Origin of the sequence: Paraglaciecola arctica BSs20135 (assembly GCF_000314995.1) — a bacterium.
GTDB classification, from domain to species: Bacteria; Pseudomonadota; Gammaproteobacteria; order Enterobacterales; family Alteromonadaceae; genus Paraglaciecola; species Paraglaciecola arctica.
Genome location: NZ_BAEO01000055.1, coordinates 123,782 through 148,558 on the forward strand (window position 1 = coordinate 123,782; position 24,777 = coordinate 148,558).

23 protein-coding genes are annotated in these 24,777 nt (G+C 39.8%); 5 read left to right on the forward strand and 18 right to left on the reverse strand.

The features are described from left to right. Window positions 1-7 precede the first annotated feature (7 nt). Complete coding sequence (locus GARC_RS17650; protein WP_007622699.1) at window positions 8-1,687, reverse strand: chloride channel protein; 1,680 nt, start codon at window positions 1,685-1,687, stop codon at window positions 8-10. Between the two features lie 187 nt (window positions 1,688-1,874). Here GARC_RS17650 and GARC_RS17655 point away from each other — a divergent pair, with 187 nt between their 5' ends. Both GARC_RS17655 and erpA read left to right on the forward strand, forming a co-directional pair. Continuing rightward, window positions 1,875-2,579, forward strand: a complete 705-nt coding sequence (locus tag GARC_RS17655; protein ID WP_007622700.1) for a DUF6776 family protein — start codon at window positions 1,875-1,877, stop codon at window positions 2,577-2,579. A gap of 115 nt (window positions 2,580-2,694) precedes the next feature. Further along, window positions 2,695-3,039, forward strand: a complete 345-nt coding sequence (gene erpA / locus GARC_RS17660) for an iron-sulfur cluster insertion protein ErpA (protein ID WP_007622701.1) — start codon at window positions 2,695-2,697, stop codon at window positions 3,037-3,039. Window positions 3,040-3,104: 65 nt separating this feature from the next. On the opposite strand, the gene GARC_RS17665 is transcribed toward erpA, so the two are convergent. From GARC_RS17665 to rpe, 8 genes are all read right to left on the reverse strand, one after another. Continuing rightward, window positions 3,105-3,923, reverse strand: a complete 819-nt coding sequence (locus GARC_RS17665) for a DUF1338 domain-containing protein (protein ID WP_007622702.1) — start codon at window positions 3,921-3,923, stop codon at window positions 3,105-3,107. Between the two features lie 24 nt (window positions 3,924-3,947). Next, window positions 3,948-5,420 (reverse strand): succinylglutamate-semialdehyde dehydrogenase, encoded by a 1,473-nt coding sequence (gene astD, locus GARC_RS17670; protein WP_007622706.1) that lies wholly within the window; start codon window positions 5,418-5,420, stop codon window positions 3,948-3,950. Window positions 5,421-5,422: 2 nt separating this feature from the next. Then, a complete protein-coding gene (gene astA / locus GARC_RS17675; protein ID WP_007622708.1) occupies window positions 5,423-6,451 on the reverse strand; it encodes an arginine N-succinyltransferase in 1,029 nt (342 codons plus the stop codon). A 10-nt stretch (window positions 6,452-6,461) separates the two neighbouring features. Next, window positions 6,462-7,682, reverse strand: a complete 1,221-nt coding sequence (locus tag GARC_RS17680; protein WP_007622710.1) for an aspartate aminotransferase family protein — start codon at window positions 7,680-7,682, stop codon at window positions 6,462-6,464. Between the two features lie 219 nt (window positions 7,683-7,901). Next, the gene (locus GARC_RS17685) at window positions 7,902-9,101 is read right to left on the reverse strand and encodes an HDOD domain-containing protein (protein ID WP_007622712.1); all 1,200 of its coding nucleotides are present in this window, start codon (window positions 9,099-9,101) and stop codon (window positions 7,902-7,904) included. Window positions 9,102-9,231: 130 nt separating this feature from the next. Further along, complete coding sequence (locus GARC_RS17690) at window positions 9,232-9,858, reverse strand: anthranilate synthase component II (RefSeq protein WP_007622714.1); 627 nt, start codon at window positions 9,856-9,858, stop codon at window positions 9,232-9,234. A gap of 24 nt (window positions 9,859-9,882) precedes the next feature. After that, window positions 9,883-10,887 (reverse strand): tryptophan--tRNA ligase, encoded by a 1,005-nt coding sequence (gene trpS, locus GARC_RS17695; protein WP_039989971.1) that lies wholly within the window; start codon window positions 10,885-10,887, stop codon window positions 9,883-9,885. A gap of 40 nt (window positions 10,888-10,927) precedes the next feature. Further along, window positions 10,928-11,599: a ribulose-phosphate 3-epimerase gene (gene rpe / locus GARC_RS17700; RefSeq protein WP_007622718.1), complete on the reverse strand. Its 672-nt coding sequence runs from the start codon at window positions 11,597-11,599 to the stop codon at window positions 10,928-10,930. Window positions 11,600-11,919: 320 nt separating this feature from the next. Here rpe and GARC_RS17705 point away from each other — a divergent pair, with 320 nt between their 5' ends. After that, on the forward strand, window positions 11,920-12,603 hold the full coding sequence (locus GARC_RS17705) for a TorF family putative porin (RefSeq protein WP_007622722.1): 684 nt from the start codon (window positions 11,920-11,922) through the stop codon (window positions 12,601-12,603). 166 nt (window positions 12,604-12,769) lie between these two features. Then, window positions 12,770-13,072 (forward strand): hypothetical protein, encoded by a 303-nt coding sequence (locus tag GARC_RS17710; protein WP_039989973.1) that lies wholly within the window; start codon window positions 12,770-12,772, stop codon window positions 13,070-13,072. A 45-nt stretch (window positions 13,073-13,117) separates the two neighbouring features. On the opposite strand, the gene GARC_RS17715 is transcribed toward GARC_RS17710, so the two are convergent. The 9 genes from GARC_RS17715 to pilM all read right to left on the reverse strand — a co-directional run bounded on the left by GARC_RS17715 (window position 13,118) and on the right by pilM (window position 21,972). Beyond that, window positions 13,118-13,951, reverse strand: a complete 834-nt coding sequence (locus GARC_RS17715; protein WP_007622726.1) for a Dam family site-specific DNA-(adenine-N6)-methyltransferase — start codon at window positions 13,949-13,951, stop codon at window positions 13,118-13,120. A 73-nt stretch (window positions 13,952-14,024) separates the two neighbouring features. After that, complete coding sequence (locus GARC_RS17720) at window positions 14,025-15,506, reverse strand: SPOR domain-containing protein (protein ID WP_007622728.1); 1,482 nt, start codon at window positions 15,504-15,506, stop codon at window positions 14,025-14,027. Window positions 15,507-15,578: 72 nt separating this feature from the next. After that, entirely contained in the window at window positions 15,579-16,646 is a 1,068-nt protein-coding gene (gene aroB / locus GARC_RS17725) for a 3-dehydroquinate synthase (RefSeq protein ID WP_007622730.1), read from the reverse strand. A gap of 39 nt (window positions 16,647-16,685) precedes the next feature. Further along, window positions 16,686-17,201: a shikimate kinase AroK gene (gene aroK / locus GARC_RS17730; RefSeq protein ID WP_007622732.1), complete on the reverse strand. Its 516-nt coding sequence runs from the start codon at window positions 17,199-17,201 to the stop codon at window positions 16,686-16,688. A gap of 225 nt (window positions 17,202-17,426) precedes the next feature. Continuing rightward, the gene (locus GARC_RS17735; protein WP_007622733.1) at window positions 17,427-19,193 is read right to left on the reverse strand and encodes a type IV pilus secretin PilQ; all 1,767 of its coding nucleotides are present in this window, start codon (window positions 19,191-19,193) and stop codon (window positions 17,427-17,429) included. Then, the gene (locus tag GARC_RS17740; protein ID WP_007622735.1) at window positions 19,186-19,725 is read right to left on the reverse strand and encodes a pilus assembly protein PilP; all 540 of its coding nucleotides are present in this window, start codon (window positions 19,723-19,725) and stop codon (window positions 19,186-19,188) included. Before GARC_RS17740 ends, GARC_RS17735 begins: the two co-directional genes overlap by 8 nt. After that, a complete protein-coding gene (locus GARC_RS17745; protein ID WP_007622737.1) occupies window positions 19,722-20,339 on the reverse strand; it encodes a type IV pilus inner membrane component PilO in 618 nt (205 codons plus the stop codon). The genes GARC_RS17740 and GARC_RS17745 overlap by 4 nt, the downstream gene beginning before the upstream one ends. Then, the gene (locus GARC_RS17750; RefSeq protein ID WP_007622739.1) at window positions 20,336-20,920 is read right to left on the reverse strand and encodes a PilN domain-containing protein; all 585 of its coding nucleotides are present in this window, start codon (window positions 20,918-20,920) and stop codon (window positions 20,336-20,338) included. Before GARC_RS17750 ends, GARC_RS17745 begins: the two co-directional genes overlap by 4 nt. Next, window positions 20,908-21,972 (reverse strand): type IV pilus biogenesis protein PilM, encoded by a 1,065-nt coding sequence (gene pilM, locus GARC_RS17755; protein ID WP_007622741.1) that lies wholly within the window; start codon window positions 21,970-21,972, stop codon window positions 20,908-20,910. The genes GARC_RS17750 and pilM overlap by 13 nt, the downstream gene beginning before the upstream one ends. 138 nt (window positions 21,973-22,110) lie before the next feature. On the opposite strand from pilM, the gene GARC_RS17760 reads away from it, so the two are divergent. Beyond that, complete coding sequence (locus GARC_RS17760; protein ID WP_007622743.1) at window positions 22,111-24,717, forward strand: penicillin-binding protein 1A; 2,607 nt, start codon at window positions 22,111-22,113, stop codon at window positions 24,715-24,717. Window positions 24,718-24,777: the final 60 nt, after the last annotated feature.

A 24,777-nucleotide genomic window follows, 5' to 3' on the forward strand; every position in this document is an offset into this window, starting at 1 on the left:
GTGTGTCCTAGTAATTTGCTTTATGCAGGTGATGTCTGAGCGTTTTCCAAGTAATAATACCCATTATTTGCTGCGATGTAGTTGAAAATATATACACTGCACCATCTCTATTAAGTTCAAGTAAGCTGTATACTTCAGCTAGGGTATCCTGAAAGTTGACCCCTTGCATTGGAATGAAACTTAAACGCATTGCGTCGCCATCTTTTCCTTTGTCGTATTCCACTAGTGAGTATTTACTAACCCCTTCAGTATCCACTGAATGTTGTACTACTGTGCTAGTGTGTTCTTTATCTAAGGCACTTATAAGTTGTTCGTTGTTCTCACTAAACACTGTAAATTCTTTGTTCATTACCGCTAAAACCCCTGTCTTTTGTAGTGATTCCATGACTGAAGAAATAGTATAAGGCAGTTTTTGAGAGTCTAGTTGTTGCGTGAAAATAGAACTGTTACCTAAAAATTGTGTAGAAGTCACATAGGCAGGAACGATCACCAAGATAGTAGGTAGGATCAACTCTGGACTATAGGATAATTCCATAACGGCTGATAAAGCTGCTAATGGAGCATGAATAACTGCGGTCATCAGCCCCGCCATGCCCAGCAGTGAAAAACTGCCATTTAAGTTACTCACATCATCTAAAAAGAAACCCAGTGGAGAAGCAAGTACAACACCGCTAAGCATTCCAAGAACAAATACTGGGCCAATTATGCCTCCGGGGACTCCTAGCCCGATGGCAAAAATTGTTAATAAAAATTTTGCTGCTACCACTCCGATAAGTAATTGAATATTTTCATGTTGTGCGATTAAAACATGTGCAGAGTGGAAGTGTGCACCTAAGGCATCAGGCAATATATATCCTACTGCGCCAGTAATTAAGCCTGCAATTAATAATCGACGCACCATATTGATACGGCCAAATCCGTTGATAACTAACATTAATGTTTTATTAAACAAAGTAGCTAGGCAACCCAATAGGATGCCAAAGATAACCAAATATAGATAAATCCATCGGCTAAACTCGTTGAATTGAATAAAAGACAATTCTTGTACTTCGCCAAAGACAATACGCGTTAACACAGTGCCACAAGCAGCAGCTAACATAATGGGTATAAAAATATGGATCCTGTATTCCCGAAATACAACTTCCATAACAAAAATCACAGCTGCAAAAGGGGTGTTAAATGAAGCTGAAATGCCAGCCGCAATACCACAACCAGACAAAATACGGATACTGTTGTGAGGAAACTTCAGCCATTGGCCAAAAAAACTACTGCCGAAAGCACCTATATGTACAGAGGGCCCCTCTCGGCCTACTGAGAAACCGCAAACTAAGGCTAAAGCACCTCCAAAAAATTGATTGATGGTGGTCCTAAAAGGAATGTGCCCAAAATAGTGTTTAATTCTATGGATAACAAAAGGGATACCCATACGATAGTGTTTAAATCCTGTCATATAAGCGATTAACACTATAGCTATGGCGCCTATGCATGGGATCAGAAATCGCATGTATGGCTCTAAAGATTCAAATTGATTTATCTCTGGTAAAAATAATCTCTGCAGCCATTCAACGCTTAAACGAAATAGAATAATTAAAGAAGCTGCACAAATACCGCCCACAATGCCGATGATACACAGCTGAATTGAGGTACGTGGAGTGGCAAGTTCTTCTCTAAAAGCGTTGAGGTTCACAATTACTAATTTGACTGATAACTGAGATGACCAAGAGTTTATCACAAGCCTTTGTATTTTATAGAGTTAATCTTTTTAACTAGGATCAAAAGGTGAATGTTTGATAAATCAATCGACTAATTTAAATGACTAAATGATAATATCTGAGCAAAGTAGAAAGGCTTTGTAGCTTTAAAAAGGGCATAAATTGATTATTTCTGATCTAAAGAATAAATTGGGCGCATTTCAGTTTTATTTCATATTAATAGTGAGCATTGCAGCTACTCTGTATGCTGGTTTTTTCTGGGGTAATGCGCATTACGCTCAACAACAAATGACTATATCCACTCATGAGAAAAGTATTCAAAACCTTAAGCTCGAAAATGAGAAATTGACTAAAAATCTGAATGTTTTAGGGGTTGAACTTGAAGTAGCAAGATTGACTCAGCAGCAACATGTTGTAGAAATTGGAAAAAGTATTGATGTAGAAAAGGACTTACGCACGCAACTTGCTTTTTATCAACAAGTGATGGCGCCAGAACTGAATGAACAAGGATTTTTGATTGAAGGGTTTAATCTAGAGCCTGCTTTAAGTGATAATTCTTATCGATTTGAACTAGTTTTGATGCAACAAAATAAAACTAAAAATACCCTTAAAGGGAGTTTAAAGGTGACTTTGATAGGCAGTGAAAATGGTAAGGCTAAGCAATATACTATTGACTCATTATTATCTGATCAAGAGCAAAAAAACCTGACTTTTAGCTTTAAATATTTTCAGGTGATCGACGGTCAAATAAAATTACCAAAAGGTTTTCAACCAGAACAAGTATCTGTACATGCCAATATATTTCAGTTCAAACGTAAGAAAGGAGAGTTAACTACAGTATTCAATTGGGTCATCAACCCTAATTAAGGGTAAGCGGTTACAAGATGGAATCAATTAGTCTTAGCGAATACTTGACCATATTAGTCAGGTACTGGATAATCCGCACAATTAAGAGTTATTCCTATTTTCATCGAGGCATGTTATGACAGTGCAAATTGCGTTACCTATTGAATTTTCTGATGCTGCCGCTAGAAAAGTAAAAACTTTAGTGGAAGAAGAAGAAAATCCAAATTTGAAACTACGAGTGTATGTCACTGGTGGTGGTTGCTCTGGTTTCCAATATGGTTTTACCTTCGATGAAAAGGTTAATGAAGGGGACACCACCATTGATAAAAATGAAGTGACCTTAGTGGTAGATCCTATGAGTCTGCAGTATTTAGTTGGCGGTGAAGTGGATTATACCGAAGGACTAGAAGGCTCGCGCTTTTTAGTGATTAACCCAAATGCGACAACAACTTGTGGTTGTGGCGCTTCATTTACTGTCTAGTATGAATCCGTAACATAAAAAAGCCAGTTGTGGACAACTGGCTTTTTTATTGCAAATTTTTCAAACTAGCTATTAGTACTTTCAAATATTTTATCGGCAGAGGCTGCCACAAAGCCTTGGTACAATTTGCCTGTTGGCATATTGTAGCGCTGAGCGAACTCATAAAAACAGCTAGGTACTAATTTTCTGCCATTGGCGAACTGTACTTCGATTTTATCTGCCATTATCGAAGATTGCGCTAAAAACACCTCCGGACCCCCTTTGATTTCACCACCTGAAGTATTTAATACAAATCCTGAATCTTTCAATAGGGTATTCATCTGCGCTAAAGATTGAAAATGGCCCATGTGATTTAGACTTACAGTAAAATGATTGGCTCTGAACCCCCAAGCTGACATCCAGGCTGCGTATTCTGAATGAGCAACTAAGATGTCATATTCTTGCGTGCTGGTCTGCCAATGGGTACCTGAATACAAAAAGTTATCTTGCTGCGCCGCATTATCAGCAATGTTATCCGTCATTTTTAAGATAATCTGCTGTACTTCAGCAGGCATATCTTCAACAATCAGTTCACTAATAAATACTTTAGGTTGCGTATCGTCAGGATGTTCAAAGTGTTTAGCACGGAGCTTTTTTTCTGCAAAGTCATATTGACCTTGTTCTGTGTAACCTAAGGCTAGAAAATGTGCCGCAAGTTTGTCTAAGTTAATTTTTTCAATATTAAAAGTACGTAATGCAATATGATCATTATCTAACTTGGCACTTTTACCTGAATGTTCAAACTCATAACCTTCCAATAAGTCATGTACTTTTTTTGCCGAAGGCGTAATGGTTAAATAGTCTTGCCATAAATGGCTAAACAAATTGTCTATTTTGTTGTGCATAGCGTTAAAATTCTTACTCTAAAATTAAATACTTAAGCCTGGGCTTAACGTGCCAGGAAGGGTTGGTTTTTCTAGCTCTACAGAAGCAACCGGGTATGCACAGTAGTCAGCAGCATAGTAAGCACTTGCTCTATGATTACCACTATCACCTATGCCTCCAAAAGGTGCTGCTCCACTGGCGCCGGTAATAGGCCTGTTCCAGTTGACTATTCCTGCGCGAATACGCTGATAGAAATGTTGGTAGTCAGCTTGGTTATCGGCTAATAAACCTGCTGATAAGCCAAAACTGGTATTGTTAGCTTCATCTATGGCCTGATCAAAATCACTATAACGGATGACTTTAAGCAGTGGGCCAAAATGTTCTTCATCGGGCATGTCTTTAAGAATATCAGTCACGTCAATAATACCAGGGCTAACAAAACCAGACTCAATGTCTAGATGCTTAAGCTCGACTAGAGGCTTAGCACCAAGTGCGACTAATTGTTGTTGTGCTTTGACCATCAAAGACGCTGCGTGTTGAGAAACCATAGCACCCATAAACGGTTGTTCTTCGGCATCATACATGCCAACTTGGATATTGTTGGTCGCTTCAATCAACTTATTAAGAATGGCATCGCCAGCCGCACCTTGTTGAATAAACAAACGGCGAGCGCAAGTACAACGCTGACCAGAAGTAACAAAGGCAGATTGAATAATATCGTGCACCACAGCTTTGGTATCAGCCGCATCTTTGACTATTAGTGGGTTATTTCCACCCATTTCCAAGGCTAGAATTTTTCCAGGATGTCCAGCAAACTGTTCGTGTAATAATCTACCAGTACGAGAACTTCCAGTGAAAAACAATCCATCTAATCCCTTATGGGCCGCAAGTGCTTTGCCTGTTTCTACTTCACCTTGAACCATGTTCAATACGCCAGCAGGTAAACCGGCTTGCTGCCAAAGTTCTAAGGTTTTTTCTGCCACAAGGGGAGTAAGATCACTAGGTTTAAATACAATTGTATTACCCGCTAGCAGTGCAGGGACTATATGTCCGTTTGGTAAATGGCCAGGGAAATTATATGGTCCAAATACCGCCACTACACCATGAGGTTTGTGTCTGATAAAGGCTTTACCTAGTGGCATGGCATTTTCTACTGTGCCAGTGCGCTCATGGTAGGCTTTTTCAGATAAGGCAATTTTACCTATCATAGCGCCCACTTCAGTCGCGGTTTCCCACAATGGTTTACCGGTTTCTTGAGCTATGGTTAAAGCAAGTGCTTGTTTATTTTCACCGAGCAACTCTGCAAATTTTTTCACATAAGTTAAGCGTTCTTCAAACGTCAGATTACTCCAAGCAACAAAGGCTGAACGTGCGGCAATGACTGCTGAATCAACTTGTTGTTGATTGGCAGATTTAGCCTGCCAAATAATGTTCTTTTTTGCAGGATCAATAGATTGAATGTCGTGTCCAAGGCCTGCTAACCAGTTGCCTGCGATAAAATGGGTATGCGTATTCATAATTATGTCCTGAAATGTGTAGGAGCAAAGCGAATGTTGTCGCCATTGCTTACACCGAGTGCATCGGCGGCTTGTTGACCAATAATGGCATGTTCAGCTTCGAAATCGAGTGATGTGCAGACTCCACGGAAGTCTTCGACTTTAGTATTGATCACAAAAAAGTCACTTTGACTTTCTTTAATCTCATCAGTCACTTTAATCTGCATTTTTCTACTAGCTTGCGCACTGCGGATATGTTTTAAATTTGCTTCAACGGTTGGGCCCGCATCAAAAATATCTACGTAACCTCTACAACTAAAGCCTTCTTGCTCAAGTAGCTGCAATGCCGGCTTTGTTTTTTCATGTACTTGACCGATCACCGCTTGGGCTTGTTTGCTTAACAGGCTTACATATATTGGATATTTTGGCATTAGTTCAGCGATGAACTGCTTTTGACCAATCCCAGTGAGATAGTCAGCGGTAGGAAAATCCATCGAAAAGAAGTGCTCTTCTAACCATTGCCAAAAAGGTGATTGACCATTTTCGTCATTAATACCACGCATTTCGGCGATAATAATTTCAGCAAAACGTTGTCTATGTTCCATCATAAACAGAAAACGGAACTTAGATAATAATCTCCCGTTTAAGCCCTCTCTTGCATTCTGTCGCAAAAATAACGTGCATATCTCAGATACACCTGTGTAATCGTTACACAAGGTAAGAATATCCACAGTGTTATAGATATTAAGTTCACGAGATGCGTGAACCACCTTACTTAAATGATAATGATAAAACGCATCGTCTAAACCAACACCCGCCACAATACCGCTAGTGCCCACAACGTCTTGGGTCTCCTGGTCTTCCATAACAAACAGATAACTTTCATCTGATGGCTCGGTAACATCTTTTGCAAAGGCCTGAACTGACTTGTCTATTTTACTTCTAAGCAAAATCTCGTTAACGGGCAAGGAGGTAAAACCGACCCCAGATTCCTGGGCAATTTCATGCAATGACGAATAATCGTCTCTATGGATAGGGCGAATGATTTTCATGTTCACTTACTCACTTAAAGGAAACATCGGCGCCAACTACTTTTGCAACGGCTCGTTCGAAACGTACCAACCCTTCTTGAATATCTTCATCTGGAATAATCAAAGACGGAGCAAAACGTACAACATTGGCGCCAGCAATCAAACACATTAACTGTTCATCTGCGGCTGCTACTAAAAACTCTCTAGCTCGGCCAGCAAATTTTTCATTTAGTGCTGCGCCTAATAAAAGACCTTGACCGCGAATTTCTGAGAAACAGTGGTATTGATCATTTATGGCTTGTAATCCCTTACGGAAAAGTTGTTCTTTTTGTTTTACGCCATCTAATACTTCTGGTGTATTAACAATATCCAATACTCTTTCTGCAACTGCACAGGCAAGCGGGTTGCCACCATAAGTGCTGCCGTGAGTGCCTATCTTTAGATGTTCGGCAATTTTAGTAGTGGTTAACATGGCGCCAATTGGGAAGCCGCCACCTAGTGCCTTAGCAGTGGTGAGTATGTCTGGTACTACGCCAAGTCCCATATAAGCATAAAGATCGCCAGTACGACCAACACCAGTTTGAACTTCATCAAAAATAAGCAGGGCGTTATGTTTATCACACAGTGCGCGCACCCCTTTGATAAAATCAATGTTAGGACTGATTATTCCGCCTTCACCCTGCAATGGTTCCATCATAACTGCACAGGTTTTATCGGATATCAATGCTTCAAAACTCGCTAAATCATTATAATCTACATGTTCAATAGCACCTGGTTTAGGACCAAAGCCATCTGAATAAGCAGTTTGTCCACCTACTGTGACAGTAAAAAAGGTGCGGCCATGAAAGCCTTGGTTAAAAGCGATGATTTGATTTTTCTGCTCACCAAACTGGTCAAGTGCAAAACGACGAGCTAGTTTTAAAGCCGCTTCGTTGGCCTCAGCTCCAGAATTAGCAAAGTATACTTTTTCGCCAAATGTGGCAGCGGTTAGCTTTTGGGCTAAGCGAAGCGCTGGTTCGTTAGTCAGCACGTTACTCAAATGCCAAAGCTTTTGGCCTTGCTCAGTGAGAGCTGAGACAAGTTCAGGGTGGCAATGGCCCAAAACGTTGACCGCTATTCCACCCGCAAAATCGATGTATTCGGTACCTGCTTGATCCCACAATCGAGAACCTAACCCTTTTACCGGAATAATTGCCGATGGATTGTAGTTTGGAACCATTACTTCATTAAACAAGTCGCGAGTTACATTCATTCTATTGCCCTTCAAGTGTAATATTTGGCTTAAAAAAGAGCGATAGTATGGCAGAAGGTTTGTCACTTGTCTTCACAGAGATTAAATGCAAAGCTGCATTTTTAAAGGGGTTCATCTAGTTTTGCATGAATAGTGAATAACTATCTAGTTGCTGACAATATAGTTGCCACAACAGTGTCATGAGATCCCAATACTGATAACCAGTATTGGGGTTTTTAGCTATTTTAAAGGTGTTGCATGAATATGCTTAAAAAAATAATCATTACTCGCGCTAAGGTCAAGTGAGCGCAGATCTGTTTTTTTAAGTAATTCTAAGGAGCCTTGGGGCATACCTAAGGTGCGTATATAATCTTTAGACTGCTGTAAATCTATCAGTTTATGCCTTTTTAGCATACGGTATTGAGCATAGGCTTGGCCTTGCTTTAATACTAAAGCTATAGGTGATAAGTCGGCCGCAGGTACGTTGTTTGCCACTTCAGACATGGCATTGGCAATAAATACTCTTTTCATAGCCATTTTTTCAATTAAGTTGGCACTGATATTTAAAGCGTGTTTATCGATTAATTGGTTCAGAAATGGACCTGATGGCGTAATTCTTGTCAAAGCCGAGTGCTCATCATGTTTTTTTGCAGTTTGAGTTTCTATTAAGGCTTCTCGCTGCACCTCTTCGAAGAGTCTGAAATACAGCTTTGTTACCACTACTTTCCCCATAGTTTGTAACATTCCTAGGCAATAAGCATCGTTTTGATTGATGCCCATTACAGACGCTATTTGTTTGCAGGAAATTGCCGTTGCTAAGGCTTCTTCCCAAACCCTTTGCTTTATTTTTGGATAAGGGTCGGTGATTTGCGGCAAAAAGCGTTTGAAAGCAAGCGAAGTGAGTATAATAATTAAATTCTCTAGACCAAAAAAATTAAGGCCCACTCGCATAGTTTCAACTATTACAACTTTGCCTTTATTATCGATGCGCTGGTATTTAGGTTGATTAACGAACTTCATTAGATCTTTAAAAAACCACGGCAATTCAGTTGCAAGAGGTTCAATTTTTGTAATAGTGGCCGCTTTGACACAAACTAGGTCGAGTAATTTAGGGAGAGCGTCGTCAATCCCTATAATTTTTGAATATAGGTGGTCTGTATCCTCAAAACTCTTCTCAATGCGCTTCTCAACTTCAGTATCGATTTGTTTGGCTATAGTGCTAAGGAAGTTAAGATCGGATTTAGTGTTTAAGTCTTTTTCTCGAATAGCTTGTTTTTCTACGCGAAGCAAAGATCTGGTGGTTTTATTTTGCTCAGTCTCGATTACGTTTAGTGCAGATATACCCTTATCGAGTATGCCTTGTTGGGCCACCTTTACATCTAAAAATAACGCTTCAAAGCGCTGCTTAACTAGGTCTTCCGCGGGTGTAAGTGTACTCATTAATTATGATATTCTTATGATATTGCTTTGTTTGAAGATGATGAATTTTTTAAAGTAATTATCTTTATAGAACAATAATTAGAACTATTTACTAATTTTACATTAATGCTTTAACATTTCTATAGTGAAACTATAGTGCTTTAGTCGTAATTTTGCTGTTAATAAAGTTGTTTAGGATGTGATGTCCAAATTCAGTTAATAAAGACTCTGGGTGAAATTGCACTCCATATATTGCTAGGGTTTTGTGTTCTATAGCCATAACTTCGGCTTGCTCTGATATCTGTTTAGATCCAATATCTTCTTTTGTAGTATTAAAGCACCAAGCTGTTATTTCAAATTCTTCGGGGATACTTGCAGTTTCCAAAACAAGTGAATGATATCGAGTTGCGGTAAAAGGGCGATTGATATCTTTAAACAGGGTGGATTGCAGGTGATGGATTTGGGATGTCTTTCCATGCATAATTTGTTGGGCGTTAACTAGGTTTGCCCCAAAAGCTAGGCCGATTGCCTGGTGACCTAAACACACCCCTAAAATTGGGATCCGACCAGCAAAGGTTTTGATGGCTTCAAGGGTTATTCCGGCTGAGTTTGGTGTACAGGGGCCCGGAGAGAATATTAAATAATCTGGCCCTAATGCATTTATCTCTGCACAAGATATTTCATCATTGCGTACAACTACTACCTCTTGTTGCAACTCTTCAAAATAACGAGCTAAGTTGTGAGTAAATGAATCATAGTTGTCTATCAGCAGCAACATTGCCTGTTTTATCCACTGATTAATTTAAGGGCGTTTAACAAAACCTACCGCTTCGTATGCCTTATCTAAAGTAATGGCGGCACGTTGGCTGGCTTTTTCTGAACCCTCACGCATTATTTTATTTAGCTCAGTTTGATCATCTCTTAAGGCGTGATACTTTTGCTGGATAGGTTCTATTAAAGCGACTATTGCATCGGCAACATCTGATTTTAAATGTCCGTACATTTTATCTTCATAGCTAGGAACTAGCGATTCGATTGAGGATCCCGTGGCACATGACAATAGGCTCAATAAATTGGATACACCGGGTTTTTCTGCGATATCAAAGTATATTCGTGCTTGCTCATCAGAGTCTGTTACCGCACGCTTAATTTTCTTGGCTATTTTTTTGGGATCTTCCAATAGGCCGACAAAGTTGTTGACGTTATCGTCTGACTTAGACATTTTTTTTGTAGGATCTTGCAAGCTCATCACGCGAGCGCCAAATTCAGGGATAAAAGGGTCGGGTATTCTAAATGTTTGGCCATAGATGTTATTGAAACGTGTGGCAATATCGCGGGCAAGCTCTAGATGTTGTTTTTGGTCTTCACCCACAGGCACTTGGTTGGCTTGATATAATAGAATATCTGCGGCCATCAATACTGGATAAGAATACAAACCAGCGTTGATGTTAGACACATTCTTCGCTGACTTGTCTTTAAACTGAGTCATGCGATTGAGTTCACCCATCTGAGTATAACAATTCAGTAACCAGGCTAATTGAGCATGCTCTGGCACATGAGATTGCATAAAAACAGTACTTTTAGCTGGGTCAATACCACAAGCTATATAAAGCGCCAATCCGTCTAAGCATGCCTGATGTAAGGCTTTAGGGTCTTGTCTTACAGTTATCGCATGTAAATCAACTAACATATACAAACAGTCATAATCATCTTGCATATTGACCCACTGACGAAGTGCACCCATATAGTTGCCTATGGTGAGTTGGCCTGAAGGCTGGCAGCCGCTAAGTACAATTGGTTTTGTCATGTTAATTAGTTCTACTTTTATATAGTGTTGAAAATAAGATTTATTTTGCTAAGGCAAGTTCAGAACGCATTTGGCGTATCACTGCTTGATAATCTGCTTGGTCAAATATAGCAGAACCTGCTACAAACATATCGGCGCCTGCTTCAGCAATGGCGCGAATATTATCGACTTTTACGCCGCCGTCAATTTCTAATCGAATATCGAAACCTGATTGTTCAATTAATGCACGAGCCTGTTTTAGTTTTTCTAAACTTTGTGGGATAAAGGATTGACCACCAAAGCCGGGGTTAACAGACATCAACAAAATATGATGTAACTTATGCATAACATGGTCGAGATACTGTAAAGGAGTGGCGGGATTAAATACCAAACCTGGTTTACAACCAGAATCGATAATCAGCTGTAAACTTCTATCCACATGTTGTGATGCCTCGGGGTGAAAGCTGATATAGCTAGCGCCAGCATCGGCAAACTGCTTTATCATATCGTCTACAGGTTGCACCATAAGATGAACATCAATATCCGCCGTTACACCATGTTTGCGTAAGGCTTTGCAAACTAACGGGCCAATAGTCAAATTTGGCACATAATGGTTATCCATGACGTCAAAGTGCACGACATCTGCGCCAGCAGCTAGCACATTGTCTACTTCCTCACCTAACTTAGTAAAGTTGGCAGATAAAATCGAAGGCGCGATTAAATAAGGTTTCATTATTTCCCTTGCTAGCAAAAGCCGATACTTTACAGAAAAATCCAAATAGACAAAAGCATCCTCTTTGCACCAACACTGATCCATTGAACATTTGTGGTGCATTTGCTGTGCTGAAATATTAAGAATCCTCTCATTTTAAAATTATTTATATTGTGAAATAACTAATAAAAACAAGCAGATAAGTGTTTTTTTAATGGTGCTATTTGGTTTGTTACATTTAGGCATTAGTTTTGCGTTATGCAGTGAATAAAATAAAAATAATATGATAGAAAACTTAGTTCAATTACTGAAAATATTATAATTACAATCGGAGTACACACATGAAAACTTTAAAAATTACTACTATCGCCACCTCTGTTTTAGCTGCATCTAGTTTTAGTCAAGTCGCTTTAGCCGACGTTGAGTCTAATTTTGGCGCGACAAGTAACTACTTGTGGCGTGGTGTAAGCCAAAGTGGTAACGCACCTTCATTATCTGGTGGTATAGACTACTCTGACGAGAGCGGTTTTTATGCGGGCTCTTGGGTAGGTACTATCGATTGGACTGATGAAACCTCTGATGATAAAGGTGCTGAGGTTGATTTCTATGCAGGATTCGGTGGGGAAGCTGGTGATTTTGGTTATGATGTTGGTTATATCTACTATTATTATCCTGCAACTGGTTACGAGGACAGTAATTTTGGTGAAATTTACTTAAACGGTAGTTTCGGAGACTTAGGTTTCGGCGTAGCTTACACTATTAATAGTGATGCAGACGATGATGTACCTTTTGGTACAGGCGATTTGTATTATAACGTGAGTTACGGTTTTGATTTAAGCAATGATTATACTTTAGGCCTTACCTATGGCTACTATGATTTTGATACACCTAGCATTGATGTCGATTATGGTCACTTCCAAGTTGATTTAGGAAAAGGTGATTTTACCTTAACTATCTCAAAAGCAGATAAAGAGTCAGGAAGCGACGACACTAACTTTGCAGTTAGTTGGGGCACTACTTTTTAGTAGAGTTTACATTATGAGTTAATGTTAGAAGGAGCGCTTAGGCGCTCTTTTTGTTTTTAAATCGTGGAATTTATCGATGAATGCCCTAACAATTCAGTTAAAGCGCAGTTGTTGATATTTCCATCGCAGGTATAATGTCACAAAATATTTCAATGCGGATAACACTATGAATAGGAAGTCAAAATCGTTATGTACCCTAACAGGGGTGACCTTAACCGGTTTAGCGGTCGTTGCTATATTAAATGTTTCTATGATTAGGTTAGATGAAAGAAATGTGTTTTGTGGAGATTTAGATAATGTTGTTCTAGATCACGATTTTCCTGTAAGCCATCCAGTAAACAGATGCGCTGCCGAGCAGTCACAAGGTGTAAGTTGGTCTGAATGGTTCACTGGGCGTTCAAGCTCATACCAGTTCCACTTTATTGATTTACTTGAGCTACTATCACGCTCACAAAATAACAAAGCATAAAATCCAAAACCTAAAATGAATTAGCTATCCAGAGTTCACATCAGGTTAGTTAGCCTGATAAAGAGCTAATAGTTCAGCCACTTTTAATCTAGTGCTACCATTTTGACTGATAAAACGACTGACTTGAAGTTTTGTCATTTCAGCGCCTTGATAAATATCTCTAGTAAATTCAGTATCGTGATTACTCACTAACACCGGAATATCCCGAGTGTGACCTGTACGGCGTGCCAATGACGCTAGTTTGAGCTGGTTATCCAAGGTAAACCCACCGGCAGCATAACTATTGAACATAGCTGTCTTGCTAATGGGCGCGTAAGGCGGATCACAATATATTACTGAGCCTTTTCGCGCTCTGGCGAACACCTTTTCAAAAGAGTCACAAGTAAAAGTCGCCAATTGAGACTTTTGTGCAAAGTACAGCAATTCTTTTTCTGGGAAGTAGGGGGCTTTGTATCTGCCAAAAGGCACATTAAATTTACCACTATTATTATAGCGGCATAAGCCGTTGTAGCCGTGTCTGTTTAAATATAGGAAATACACAGCGCGTTCATAGATATCTTCGCTGTCATTAAACTTTTGTCTCATCACGTAATAACGTTGTTCATCGTTGTAGGCTGGAGTGAACAACTTAGCACTATCTGTTATGTAATCAGTCGATTGGTGTTTTACGATATTGTATAAATTAATTAGATCGGGATTAATATCGTTGAGCAAATATTTAGAATAATTCGTATTGAGAAATACCGAACCTGCGCCAACAAAAGGCTCAATAAGTTTTTTAGCCTCTGGAAGTTTAGCGTTTATATCTTCGATAAGGCTGTATTTGCCTCCGGCCCATTTCAAAAAGGCTCTGTTTTTTTTATCTTTTGTTACTGCCAATGTATCAACCAAGTCAGAGCCGCTAATTTATCAGGCCGAATTGTAACGGCACTGGGCAAAAACAACAAATAGCTTAAGGCCTAGAGAGCGTTATTTCTTTCCTAACTTGTGCAATACTCTTAACAAAAGGGGTATTTCTTAACATAGTGTCTGCCAAATTGATTATTTCTGCTCTGGCATCTTCAATCGAGGCGAAATGTTGGTTTTTTAATAACACATACCAATCTCCACCATAACGTTGAGTTTTATATAACCACAGCTGTTGGCCAAGCTGCTCATCCCTGACGTATTCTCGTAAAATACTAAGATTTGCCATAGCTGCAATTTGAATTACAAAATTTTCTGTAGGTAATGCCAAAATTAAATCGTGTACAGGACTAAAAAGTTCATCGGTTTGGCTTTGTTTAACATTACCCAACAGTAACTCTTGCGGTTCCACCATGGGCGCTAGTTCAACATTATCTTCGATTTTATAGTCATTAACAGTATTGTTAGCTTGAATATCTAATTCAGTCGCTTGAGTCGGCTGCTCTGGCGCTTTAGATTGTTTAGTCTGTATATCAATTGCTTCATTAATATTGTTGGATTGTAAAAGTATTCTGTTTGACTGCTCTTCAAGTTTGCCACTAGCAGTCGCCCAATCAGTGACTAATGCATCTTTAGAGCTGATTTCTTCAACCATAGTAGGTATCTTTGTTGGTAACGCTAGCACTTCAACAGCTTGTGGTTCTGTTGGGCTAGTTTTTTCTGGAACTGGCTCTGCTAATTCAATAGCAGCAGATGCTTTATCAGGTTGCGCCTGACTTGATAGCGGAGCTTTAAAGTAGGACATTATTGAACGGACTTGTTCAGGATATTGCCAACCTAATATCCCAGAAAAAATAGCTAGAAAAACCAGAGTAAATAAAGCAGCTGCCCACCACTTTTTATAAATAGGTTTAGACTCGTAAGTGTGGTGATGACGATCCTCTAGGCGTTGCGCAAACTTTTTACGTTTATCTTGAATGAACGCCTCTAAATCAGAAAATTCATCAGTTTCTTCAATGTCATCATGCTCAATGGCAATTTGACTATTTAGCACTATAGGTTGTTCTTTGGATCTAGCTCCTAAGCCTAGCTTAGTAGACTCGGCCCAATCTGAGAGACCCATTAGCAATACATTGAGATGTTGTTTGTTATTAGCAAAGCGACTTTGTAATACTAAATCCCACAGCTCTTTAACTAGCTTATTTGGTAGTCTTTCTGCTTGAAAAATACTAATTAATATTGGACCACTATGATTATTCAGTGGTGCTAGTAACTGATTAAGAGGTCGATTAAAGTCTGCTTCTTGGCTTTGACTAATCAGTTGACGAAATAACTTCTCTCGGTAAATAACTAAAGGGGTTAATTCATTTGCAGTGAGCAAAGCCAAATCAGCTTGTTCATTTTGATGGGCTAAAAAACTTTCAACAACTTTTGATTGTTGCTGTATCTTGTCGCTACAAACAAACACAAGTTGTGAAGAATAACTAATTAGATAGTCTAAGCGGTTGTTCAGTTCTGACGCTGCCATTTTTTATACCTAGGTTGTGATGCTTGTTATATCGATGCAAAAAACGCCGATCTAACAAGCAAAAATTTAATCCTAAGAAAGAATGGAGCGCAGCACCTCTTCAGAGATTTTATTGGTGACCTCAGCTTTGCCAATACCCTTTGGAATGACAAAAAACAGTTGACCTGCTTGCACTTTTTTATCGTGACGCATATGTCGAATAAAGTCGTCATATGTCATATCACTAGGTGCAACTGTAGGTAAATCAAATGCTTGTAGCAGAGATCCGATGCGACTGAATTCTGACGCTTCGAGCCAATTCATCTTAGTTGCTACTGCAGAAGCAAGAACAATGCCTGCTGATACAGCTTCGCCATGTAACCAGTTGCCATAACCCTTTTCAGCTTCAATAGCATGGCCAAATGTATGGCCTAAATTGAGTATCGCTCTTAAGCCGGACTCTCTTTCATCAATAGCGACTATTTCCGCTTTGATCTCACAACATCTAGCAATCATGTATTGCAATGCCGTGAGTTCTTTTTGTTTGATGGCTTGTTGATTTTCTTCTAACCACAGGAAAAAGTCTGGATCGTAAATCACGCCGTATTTGATCACTTCAGCCATACCTGCTGCAAATTCGCGATTAGGTAGAGTGCTTAAGCTATTAGTGTCAATCAGTACGGCTTTAGGTTGGTAAAACGCGCCAATCATGTTTTTACCCAGAGGGTGATTGACTGCAGTTTTTCCACCTACTGACGAATCCACTTGAGATAATAAGGTAGTAGGGATTTGGATAAAGGGTATGCCACGTTGATAACTGGCAGCAACAAAACCAGTTAAGTCGCCTATGACACCACCGCCTAATGCGATTAATGTAGTGTCACGAGCTGCAGACATTTCTAATAGCTTCGAAATTACCATTTCAAAACTCTGCAAGTTTTTGTGTTGCTCGCCATCAGGCACAACTATCTTACTGACTTCATAGCCTGTTAAGGCCTGGCTGACAATAGGAAAATAAAGTGGCTCAACCACATCATTGGTCACCACTACTACTTTTTTCGTGACCAGATGTTTGGTTAAAACTTCAGGATGATCAAGCAGATTAGCCTGAATCAATATAGGGTAGCTACGCTCACCCAACTCAACTGTTAGTGTCGCCATAAGTTGCTAACCCTATTATTGTTATATTAGAAAGAAGGCTTACAGACCTATTTTGCCAATGATCTGATTCGCTACAGCACGAGCACTTTGATCATCTGTATCAACAATATAATCAGCTGCTTCTTCATATAATGGATTACGTTCTTCAGCTAGATTACGTAATACTGTTTCAGGATCATCTTTTTGCAACAAGGGGCGACGTTTATCACGCTGGGTTCTTGCGACTTGTTTATCAATGGTGGTTTGCAAATATACCACTATGCCTCGTGCTGATAGTCTGTTTCTAACATTTTTACTGACTACCGAGCCACCGCCCGTTGCCAAAACAATGCCTTGTTTATCAGTTAAGTCGTTAATGATGTTTTCTTCACGCAGACGGAAACCCTCTTCCCCTTCAAGATCAAATATCCAGGCGATGTCTGCGCCCGAGCGTTTTTCGATCTCTTGGTCAGAGTCAAAAAATTCTAAATGAAGTTCTTCTGCTAGATGTCTGCCGATAGTGCTTTTACCAGCACCCATGGGACCTATAAGGAATATATTACGTTTTTCAGCCATTTTTGCTTATTTCACAACTATGTTTAAGGGGTAGAAAGTTCGTGCGGCTACCCTTTTATGGATTAACCAGACCTCGTCGAAAATTTCGAGGCAGCGATTATCTCAGTTTTACGATGAATTTTGCAAGCTTTGTAAAGGTTATGGGGCAGTAATAATAAAAAAAACAGCCTAATCAAGGGATTAGACTGTTTTTTTTATGGAATTAAGTGACCGCATCGCTAAATTTTAATTGGTTCTCAATTCATCAGTTAAAATCTTAGGTGTTACAAAGATGAGTAATTCACGTTTTTCTAATATTTCTGCTGTGTTTTTGAAAAGGTAACCGACAAAAGGTAAATCCCCTAAAAGTGGTACTTTTCGCACATCGTTTGAACTGCTTTGTTGAAAAATCCCGCCCAATACTATGGTTTCGCCATTTTCAACTAACACCTGAGTACTGATTTCTTGGGTGTCAATTGCCACAGCATCACCGGTAGACGTTGAGACAGTATCCCCACGGGTATCTTGGGTTACAACTAAATCCATGATAATTCTATTGTCTGGCGTGATATGGGGCGTGACTTTTAAACTTAATACTGCTTTTTTGAACTCAACCGAGGTGGCACCGCTTGAAGTTGCCTCAACGTAGGGAATTTCAGTACCTTGTTCAATATATGCTTCATGTTGGTTGGCAACAGTAATACGTGGGCTCGCAATAACTTCCCCTTTGTTTTCTGACTCAAGTGCCGACAACTCTAAATCAATAATAGTACCGTCTAATAAACGTGCGATTTGTATGCCGATACTTCCTGCTGGATTGGTTACGGGAAGCGCCACATTAAGCCTGTCTGCTATAGATGGCACCACACCGCTGGCGATAGAGTCAGCGCCCTTCAATGAACCTGATACTGCACCATTGTTTATTGTATCGCTTAGTCCCCATTGCACGCCAAGTGACTCACTGGCGTTGTCTCTTACGGTCACCATGCGGGATTCAATAAGTACTTGTTTGATAGGAATGTCCAAGGCATTAACTAATAATTTGGCCTCATCGATTGATGTTTGTGTATCTCGAAGTAAAAGTGTGTTGGTTCTTTCATCAACCGCAACACTGCCTCTGGGGGTTAAAATACTGTTTTCAGTACCTTTAAGAATGATGGCGAGATCTTGCGCTTTAGCATAATTTATTTGTACGTTTGTGGAGACTAGAGGTGCGAGTTCAGCCACTTGTTGTTTAGATTGTAATTGCTGAGTTTCACGAGCAGTGAGCTCTTCAGTGGGCGCAATAAGTAAGATGTTTCCTTCAAGTCTTTTATCCAAGCCTTTAATTTTTAAAATCATATCTAAAGCTTGATCCCAAGGAACGCCAGATAAACTTATAGTTACGTTGCCTGTCACAGTATCTGTTGTAACAAGATTAAAACCGTTAACTTGGGCAATGATTTGTAATACTTGGCGCACGGGGACGTCTTGAAAATCAAGAGAGATAGGTTCGCCTGCAAAATTAGTTTCCTTATCTTCAACAGGTGCATCTTTCATGCGCTTTTCGATTTCAATACTTAAACTATTGGCATTTTTTTGATGGCGAAAAGTGATTCTGTCCTGTAATGAAAACTCCACTCTGGTTTGTTCTTCATCTTGGAAAGTTTCAATGGCATTAATTGGTGTTGCAAAATCCACCACATCTAGTTTGAACAATTGTTCGTCGCCCAGTTTTGTTCTGGGTAAAACTAAGCTTAAGGTTTTGCCTTTTTCACTTAACTGTAGCTGGAAGTTTTTATTGCTAAAGGTCATTAACGCTTTTGCTCCGCCACTGGGCAGGCGTGAAAACTGCAGATCTAGCAATTCAGAGCGAAAAACGTTGTCTACCTGAGGTGCTGGGTCTACCAATACAACTGCTTCTTCTTGGCTTAATGATTCAAATGCAAACAGGCTAAGAGCTATCGCAAGTAACCAATACCACGCCGAATTAGTTCGATTAAGTTTTTTGTTAAAAATAAAACGCTCAGACATTATTTTCTCCTGCCTTCGAAAGCATGGTGAGTGTGGCTTGCTTTTTCTGCCAGCAGCCAGCACCATCGGGCAGCATTTCAGTAAAAGAAACTGTGCCATTTTGAATAGAATCGATTTTCCCAAAAAACAATCCTAGGTAATCGCCAATTGTAGCTTTAAACAAACCACCGGTATTAGACTGAATAAGTGCCCATTTTTTTCCATTCGATTGAAACACACCCGTAACAGATAATGCATCGATACCAAATTTTTCCAAAGGTTGTTTGCTGCGGTTAAAGTCTGGTTGCGCGCAATTGGGTTGCGCCGCGACTTTTACTTGCACACCAGCACCGGTATTTCTTGGTTGCTGAAATGGGCTACGTAAGGTGTCGGCAGAATAGATAAAAGTAGGTTTACTTTCAAATTCTGGATAAGGCTCAATATTAACAGAAGTTGTTTGTTTCACTTCGGCAATAAATACCTGTAAATCGTCTACTTTAGCTTCACAACCACTTAACAGCGCAGCGACTAACACAATTTTAAGATGTTTCATTGTGCTTGCCCCTTCGATTTTGCATCTTGTTCATTTGATGTTCTATAGGTTTTGGCCTGTACCTTGAGCTTAAGTGTATTGCCTTCCTGGGTGACTTCAAAATCATGCACAGTAACAATGCGCGGCAATCCGGCGATTTCTGAGGCAAATTGACCAAAGTTGTGGTATCCGCCAAACACTTCCATTTCAATAGGTAACTCTGAATAAAATTCTTTTGGAATTTCTCTTTGCCAATTTAACAATCTAAAAGTGAGTCCTGCTGATGTGCCTACTAATGTGATGTCATCTAATAACCCAGGTGTTTCATTACTGGTAGGTAGCGATTTCAACATCGAAGAAAAATCACTTTGTAAACGTTCCAATTGTTCTTCGTAGGCTTCTAGGTTAACGGCAATACGATATTTACCTTGGTATACCTGTTTTAATTTTAACTCTTTATCTTGTGCTACTTCGAGTATCGGCAACTTATCTTTCACTAAAAAATAATACCCACCTACTAAACTTATTATCACTACAAACATCGCGACTAAAGATTTTACTTCAAAGGGCCAAGTCGCGACTTGTTCGAAATCTAAGTCATTAATTTCTTTTAGCTTATTAACATCAAATTTCATTTGCTTGACTCCTCTTTAATAACTGAGAAATCCGGTGCAACGCTAGGATTAATAGTAAAAGTGAGTTTAAAATCACTGACTGCTTCTAAAGCAGAGGTATCAGCCTTGATTGAAGATAATTCGCCGCTACTAAAAACAGTTGATTCTTGTAACTGACGCATAAAATCGGCCAATCTATTGTTTGATTCGCTGACCCCCAAAATTTCAATTAGATTGCCCTGACGAGAAAAACTGCGAAAAGATAAGCCATGGGGCACCAATCGAACCAATTCATCCAAAACTATTGGTACGGCGTTTCTGCTTGACTCAAGTTGTTCAATTAACGCCATTCTCTGTTCGATAGCTTCCTTGTCTTTTTTGATATTCTTAATTTTCTCAATTTGCTGATCCAACAAAGCTGTTTGTTGTTCGATAAAATTATTCCGATAATTTTGGTTAGATGTCACTTTATCCAACACATTGCCGGCAACATACATTAAGGCAATGGCACTTAATCCAAGCACTGCAAGTAATGTCAGGTAATTCTTTTTATGCTCAGCTCTGCGACTTTCGCGCCAAGGCAATAAATTTATATGTGCCATGGTTTAAAACTCCTGCTGGCTAAACCCGCTGCAATAATAAGTTGTCCCGAGATATGTTCTAAATCTCCTCGATTGAGGTTTTCAGCTAAAGTCATGTCGGTAAATGGGTTGAAACTCGTCACCTCTATACCTAAATCAGCGGTTAAGTCTTCTGGTAATGATGTTAAATGTCCTGCGCCTCCGCATATCAGTAATGAACTCGGGCGCGCTGCGCCAGATGCGCTGCTGTAGACTTGTAATGCTCGGTTAATATTTTGTTGAAGGTTAGCTAAAAACATAGGGTATGCATCTTGTTTCCAAGTATCTGGTAATGTGCCGTCAGTCAATTGTTGTTCAATTTGAGAACGTTCTTGACTGTAAAGCATACTCAGGTCTTGGATCAGCGCATCCATTCCAAAGTTGTGGTCTTTGGTATAAATAACCCTGCCATTTTTTACGGCACACATTTGTAAATGGCTGGCTCCAATATTGATGCAGCATACAGTTTCGTCTTCTTCTTGGGGATAGAAGGAAGCAACTGCTGCACCCAAAGCGTAACTTTCAACATCAACGATTTTGGCTTCGTATCCCACTTCACCTAATAAGGTGATCCTGCGGTCGACTAATTCTTTATGAACCGCACTTAGTAATACCTCAACCTTATTATTAGTGGTTTGGCTGTCACTTATCTCTTCGAAGTCAATGTATACCTCGTTCAGTGGATAAGGAATTAAACTATCGGCTTCTAATTCAATTTGGCTTTCAAGTTCGTGATCAGTTTGCCCTGGATCCATATATACAATCTTATTCAGAACGGTCGAGCCCGATACTGCTATAGCAACCAATTTGTTTTTATTTTTTAATGAAAGCTTCACTTTCTTAAGCGCATGACTTACCGCTTCGAAATCCTTAATATCACGCTCTGCAAAAGCATTACCCTGAATGGGCTCGCAGGCATAGGCTTGCAAGTTATATTGTTCACCTGATTTTTCGAGTATCACGGCTTTAATAAACCGGGTACCGATATCAAGGCCAATCATCTTTTGTACTTTAGGGCCAAATAATTTTTTCAATTGTTAGACATCCGATTGAATAGGAATTAGTTCACAGCATCATTATTACGTAATTTTTTGTTTTTTATGGTTCTAATAACTGTACATAGGTATAAAATGTAGATCATTTATTAAAAGTTGCCTTGGTATTATCTATCCGTGAAGTTATTTAAACCCGCATTTATCGTCCTTTCTGTCACATTTGTTATCGGTATCACTATCCTATTAGGTACTTATTTTTATATCAAATCTGACTTACCTAGCGTCGACGTCCTTAAAGATGTTCGATTGCAAACGCCTATGCGCATTTTTACTCAAGACGGTAAACTTATCTCCCAATATGGAGTGAAACGCCGTATTCCCCTTACCCTTGACCAAATTCCTGAGCAATTAAAACAAGCCGTTATTGCTACCGAAGATAGCAGGTTTTATGATCATCCGGGTATAGATCCTATCGGCATGATGCGCGCTTTAGTTAATTTAGTTGTCACCGGTGAAAAAGGGCAGGGTGGCAGTACCCTAACTATGCAAATGGCACGTGACTTCTTTCTGACCCGCGAGAAGAAATACATCCGCAAAATACGTGAAATTATTCTAGCTTGGCATATGGAACAGTTATTAAGCAAACAAGAAATATTAGAGCTGTATTTAAATAAAGTGGAACTGGGCCATCGGGCCTTCGGTTTTGGTGCGGCAGCACAAGTTTATTATGGTAAGTCACTCAATGAACTGACATTAGCTCAAATTGCCACTATTGCAGGCTTACCCCAAGCACCATCTGCTCTTAACCCTATTAGTAGCCCAGCGCGTTCATTGGCCAGAAGACGCATTGTTTTGTTACGTATGTTAGATGAAGAATATATTGATCAAAAGCAGTTTGAGGAAGCCGTAAACGCTCCTGTTACCGCTAAAAAATATGGAGCAGAAATTAACTTAGATGCACCTTATTTAGCAGACATTATTTATAGTGAAATGATTGAACTGTACGGTAAAGACGAGGCTGAAACTGGCGGCTATCAAATATACTCTACTGCTTCATCAGATTTGCAAGCGGCAGCGCAACTAGCGGTGCGTAGAAATTTGCATGATTATGACGAACGTCATGGTTATCACGGTCCAGTCAAACAACTTTGGTCATCAGAATTAACAGATGAGAAAAACCAACTAGCTGATCCAGCACCCTGGTCTGAAGAACAAATGTTAACTTACCTGCAAGAGGTACAAACCTTCGAATCCATGCAGCCCGCTATTGTTGTTAAAGTAAATGATAAGGACATCATCATTTTCAACCAGCAAGGAAAATACAACATTATTGATTGGGACGGCTTAGATTGGGCAAGACCTTTTATCAATGACGCAAAACAAGGGCCAGAACCCGAAACAGCCAGCGACATATTACAAGAAGGAGCGCTGATTTTAATTCGCCAAAGAGAATACGACTTACATTGGCAACTTGCCCAATATCCACAGGCGAGTGGCGCTTTTGTTGCTTTGGATCCTAAAAATGGTGCGGTACAAGCTGTGGTTGGTGGTTATAGTTTTTATCAAAGTCAGTTTAACCGAGCGACTCAAGCCAAGAGACAAGTGGGTTCAAACATCAAACCTTTTATTTATTCAGCTGCGCTGGAAAATGGTTACACTTTGGCGAGTGTGATTAACGATGCTCCAATTACACAGTGGCAAGCTGGTTCAGGGAACGCCTGGCGTCCGGAAAACTCACCTCCTGAGTATGACGGGCCTATTCGAATGCGTGTAGCTTTAACTAAATCAAAAAATGTGGTGTCTGTGCGTTTACTCAGAGCAGTAGGACTGGAAAATGTTGCAGAGCATCTTACCCGTTTTGGTTTTAATAAAGATGACATTCCTTTAGATGAAACTCTTTCTTTAGGTTCTGGCTCCCACACCCCCCTTGAAGTGGCAACCGCCATGTCGGTCATTGCCAATGGCGGATTTTTAATTCAACCACATTTTATCGAGCGCATAGAAAACGAGATGGGTGAGATATTGTGGCAAGCCAATCCTAAAAATGCTTGTGATCCTTGTATTGCAGAAACCAAATCCAACTCAAATATTGACGATCCTGATGATATTGAAGCACTGTTAGCCGCAGAATTTGGTGTTGCACATCAGGATGATGAGCCTGTCAAAAATATTCTTTCAGCCCCTAGAGTGATCAGTGCAGAAAATGCATTTTTAGTAGCGGAAATGATGCGTTCTGCAGTACAAATTAATGGTACTTGGGACAATCGTGGCACAGGTTGGCGTGCAGCAGTGTTAATGAACCGACGTAGTGACATAGCCGGAAAAACAGGCACCACAAACGATGTACGTGATACCTGGTTTAGTGGGTTTACACCAGACTTAGTGGCCACTGCATGGGTGGGGTTTGATGATAACAATCGTCGTTTGGGTCGTACTACGCGCAATCAAAATTTGGTTAATAAAAATCCCCAAAAATATAATTATATTGGCAATGCTTTAGTCGGCGGTGAATCAGGCTCCCATGCGGCGCAGCCTGCTTGGATAAGGTTTATGCAACATGCCTTAGCAGGCAAACCCGAACATTTATTACCCATGCCAACTAACCTACTTACCGTGCGCATAGATAAAGGCACAGGTAAACTTACTAATAGAACTGATAATACTTCTATGTTTGAATACTTTACACAAGGCACCGAGCCTCAAAATTTTGTGGTAGATGCGGAGATTATTGAATCCGCAGATCAAGGTGATCAAAGTAAAAAGCAGATTGAAGACATTTTTTAAAGTAACACTACACTTTCGCTGGCCTAAGTTGCCAGAGTTAACTGACATAACAATACAAAC

Excerpts from the sequence above, each read along its gene's own strand:
- erpA (WP_007622701.1), top strand. The coding sequence starts at position 2,695 with ATGACAGTGCAAATTGCGTTACCTATTGAATTTTCTGATGCTGCCGCT.
- GARC_RS17665 (WP_007622702.1), bottom strand. The coding sequence starts at position 3,923 with ATGCACAACAAAATAGACAATTTGTTTAGCCATTTATGGCAAGACTAT.
- astD (WP_007622706.1), bottom strand. The coding sequence starts at position 5,420 with ATGAATACGCATACCCATTTTATCGCAGGCAACTGGTTAGCAGGCCTT.
- astA (WP_007622708.1), bottom strand. The coding sequence starts at position 6,451 with ATGAAAATCATTCGCCCTATCCATAGAGACGATTATTCGTCATTGCAT.
- GARC_RS17680 (WP_007622710.1), bottom strand. The coding sequence starts at position 7,682 with ATGAATGTAACTCGCGACTTGTTTAATGAAGTAATGGTTCCAAACTAC.
- GARC_RS17685 (WP_007622712.1), bottom strand. The coding sequence starts at position 9,101 with ATGAGTACACTTACACCCGCGGAAGACCTAGTTAAGCAGCGCTTTGAA.
- GARC_RS17690 (WP_007622714.1), bottom strand. The coding sequence starts at position 9,858 with ATGTTGCTGCTGATAGACAACTATGATTCATTTACTCACAACTTAGCT.
- trpS (WP_039989971.1), bottom strand. The coding sequence starts at position 10,887 with ATGACAAAACCAATTGTACTTAGCGGCTGCCAGCCTTCAGGCCAACTC.
- rpe (WP_007622718.1), bottom strand. The coding sequence starts at position 11,599 with ATGAAACCTTATTTAATCGCGCCTTCGATTTTATCTGCCAACTTTACT.
- GARC_RS17705 (WP_007622722.1), top strand. The coding sequence starts at position 11,920 with ATGAAAACTTTAAAAATTACTACTATCGCCACCTCTGTTTTAGCTGCA.
- GARC_RS17710 (WP_039989973.1), top strand. The coding sequence starts at position 12,770 with ATGAATAGGAAGTCAAAATCGTTATGTACCCTAACAGGGGTGACCTTA.
- GARC_RS17720 (WP_007622728.1), bottom strand. The coding sequence starts at position 15,506 with ATGGCAGCGTCAGAACTGAACAACCGCTTAGACTATCTAATTAGTTAT.
- aroB (WP_007622730.1), bottom strand. The coding sequence starts at position 16,646 with ATGGCGACACTAACAGTTGAGTTGGGTGAGCGTAGCTACCCTATATTG.
- aroK (WP_007622732.1), bottom strand. The coding sequence starts at position 17,201 with ATGGCTGAAAAACGTAATATATTCCTTATAGGTCCCATGGGTGCTGGT.
- GARC_RS17735 (WP_007622733.1), bottom strand. The coding sequence starts at position 19,193 with ATGTCTGAGCGTTTTATTTTTAACAAAAAACTTAATCGAACTAATTCG.
- GARC_RS17740 (WP_007622735.1), bottom strand. The coding sequence starts at position 19,725 with ATGAAACATCTTAAAATTGTGTTAGTCGCTGCGCTGTTAAGTGGTTGT.
- GARC_RS17745 (WP_007622737.1), bottom strand. The coding sequence starts at position 20,339 with ATGAAATTTGATGTTAATAAGCTAAAAGAAATTAATGACTTAGATTTC.
- GARC_RS17750 (WP_007622739.1), bottom strand. The coding sequence starts at position 20,920 with ATGGCACATATAAATTTATTGCCTTGGCGCGAAAGTCGCAGAGCTGAG.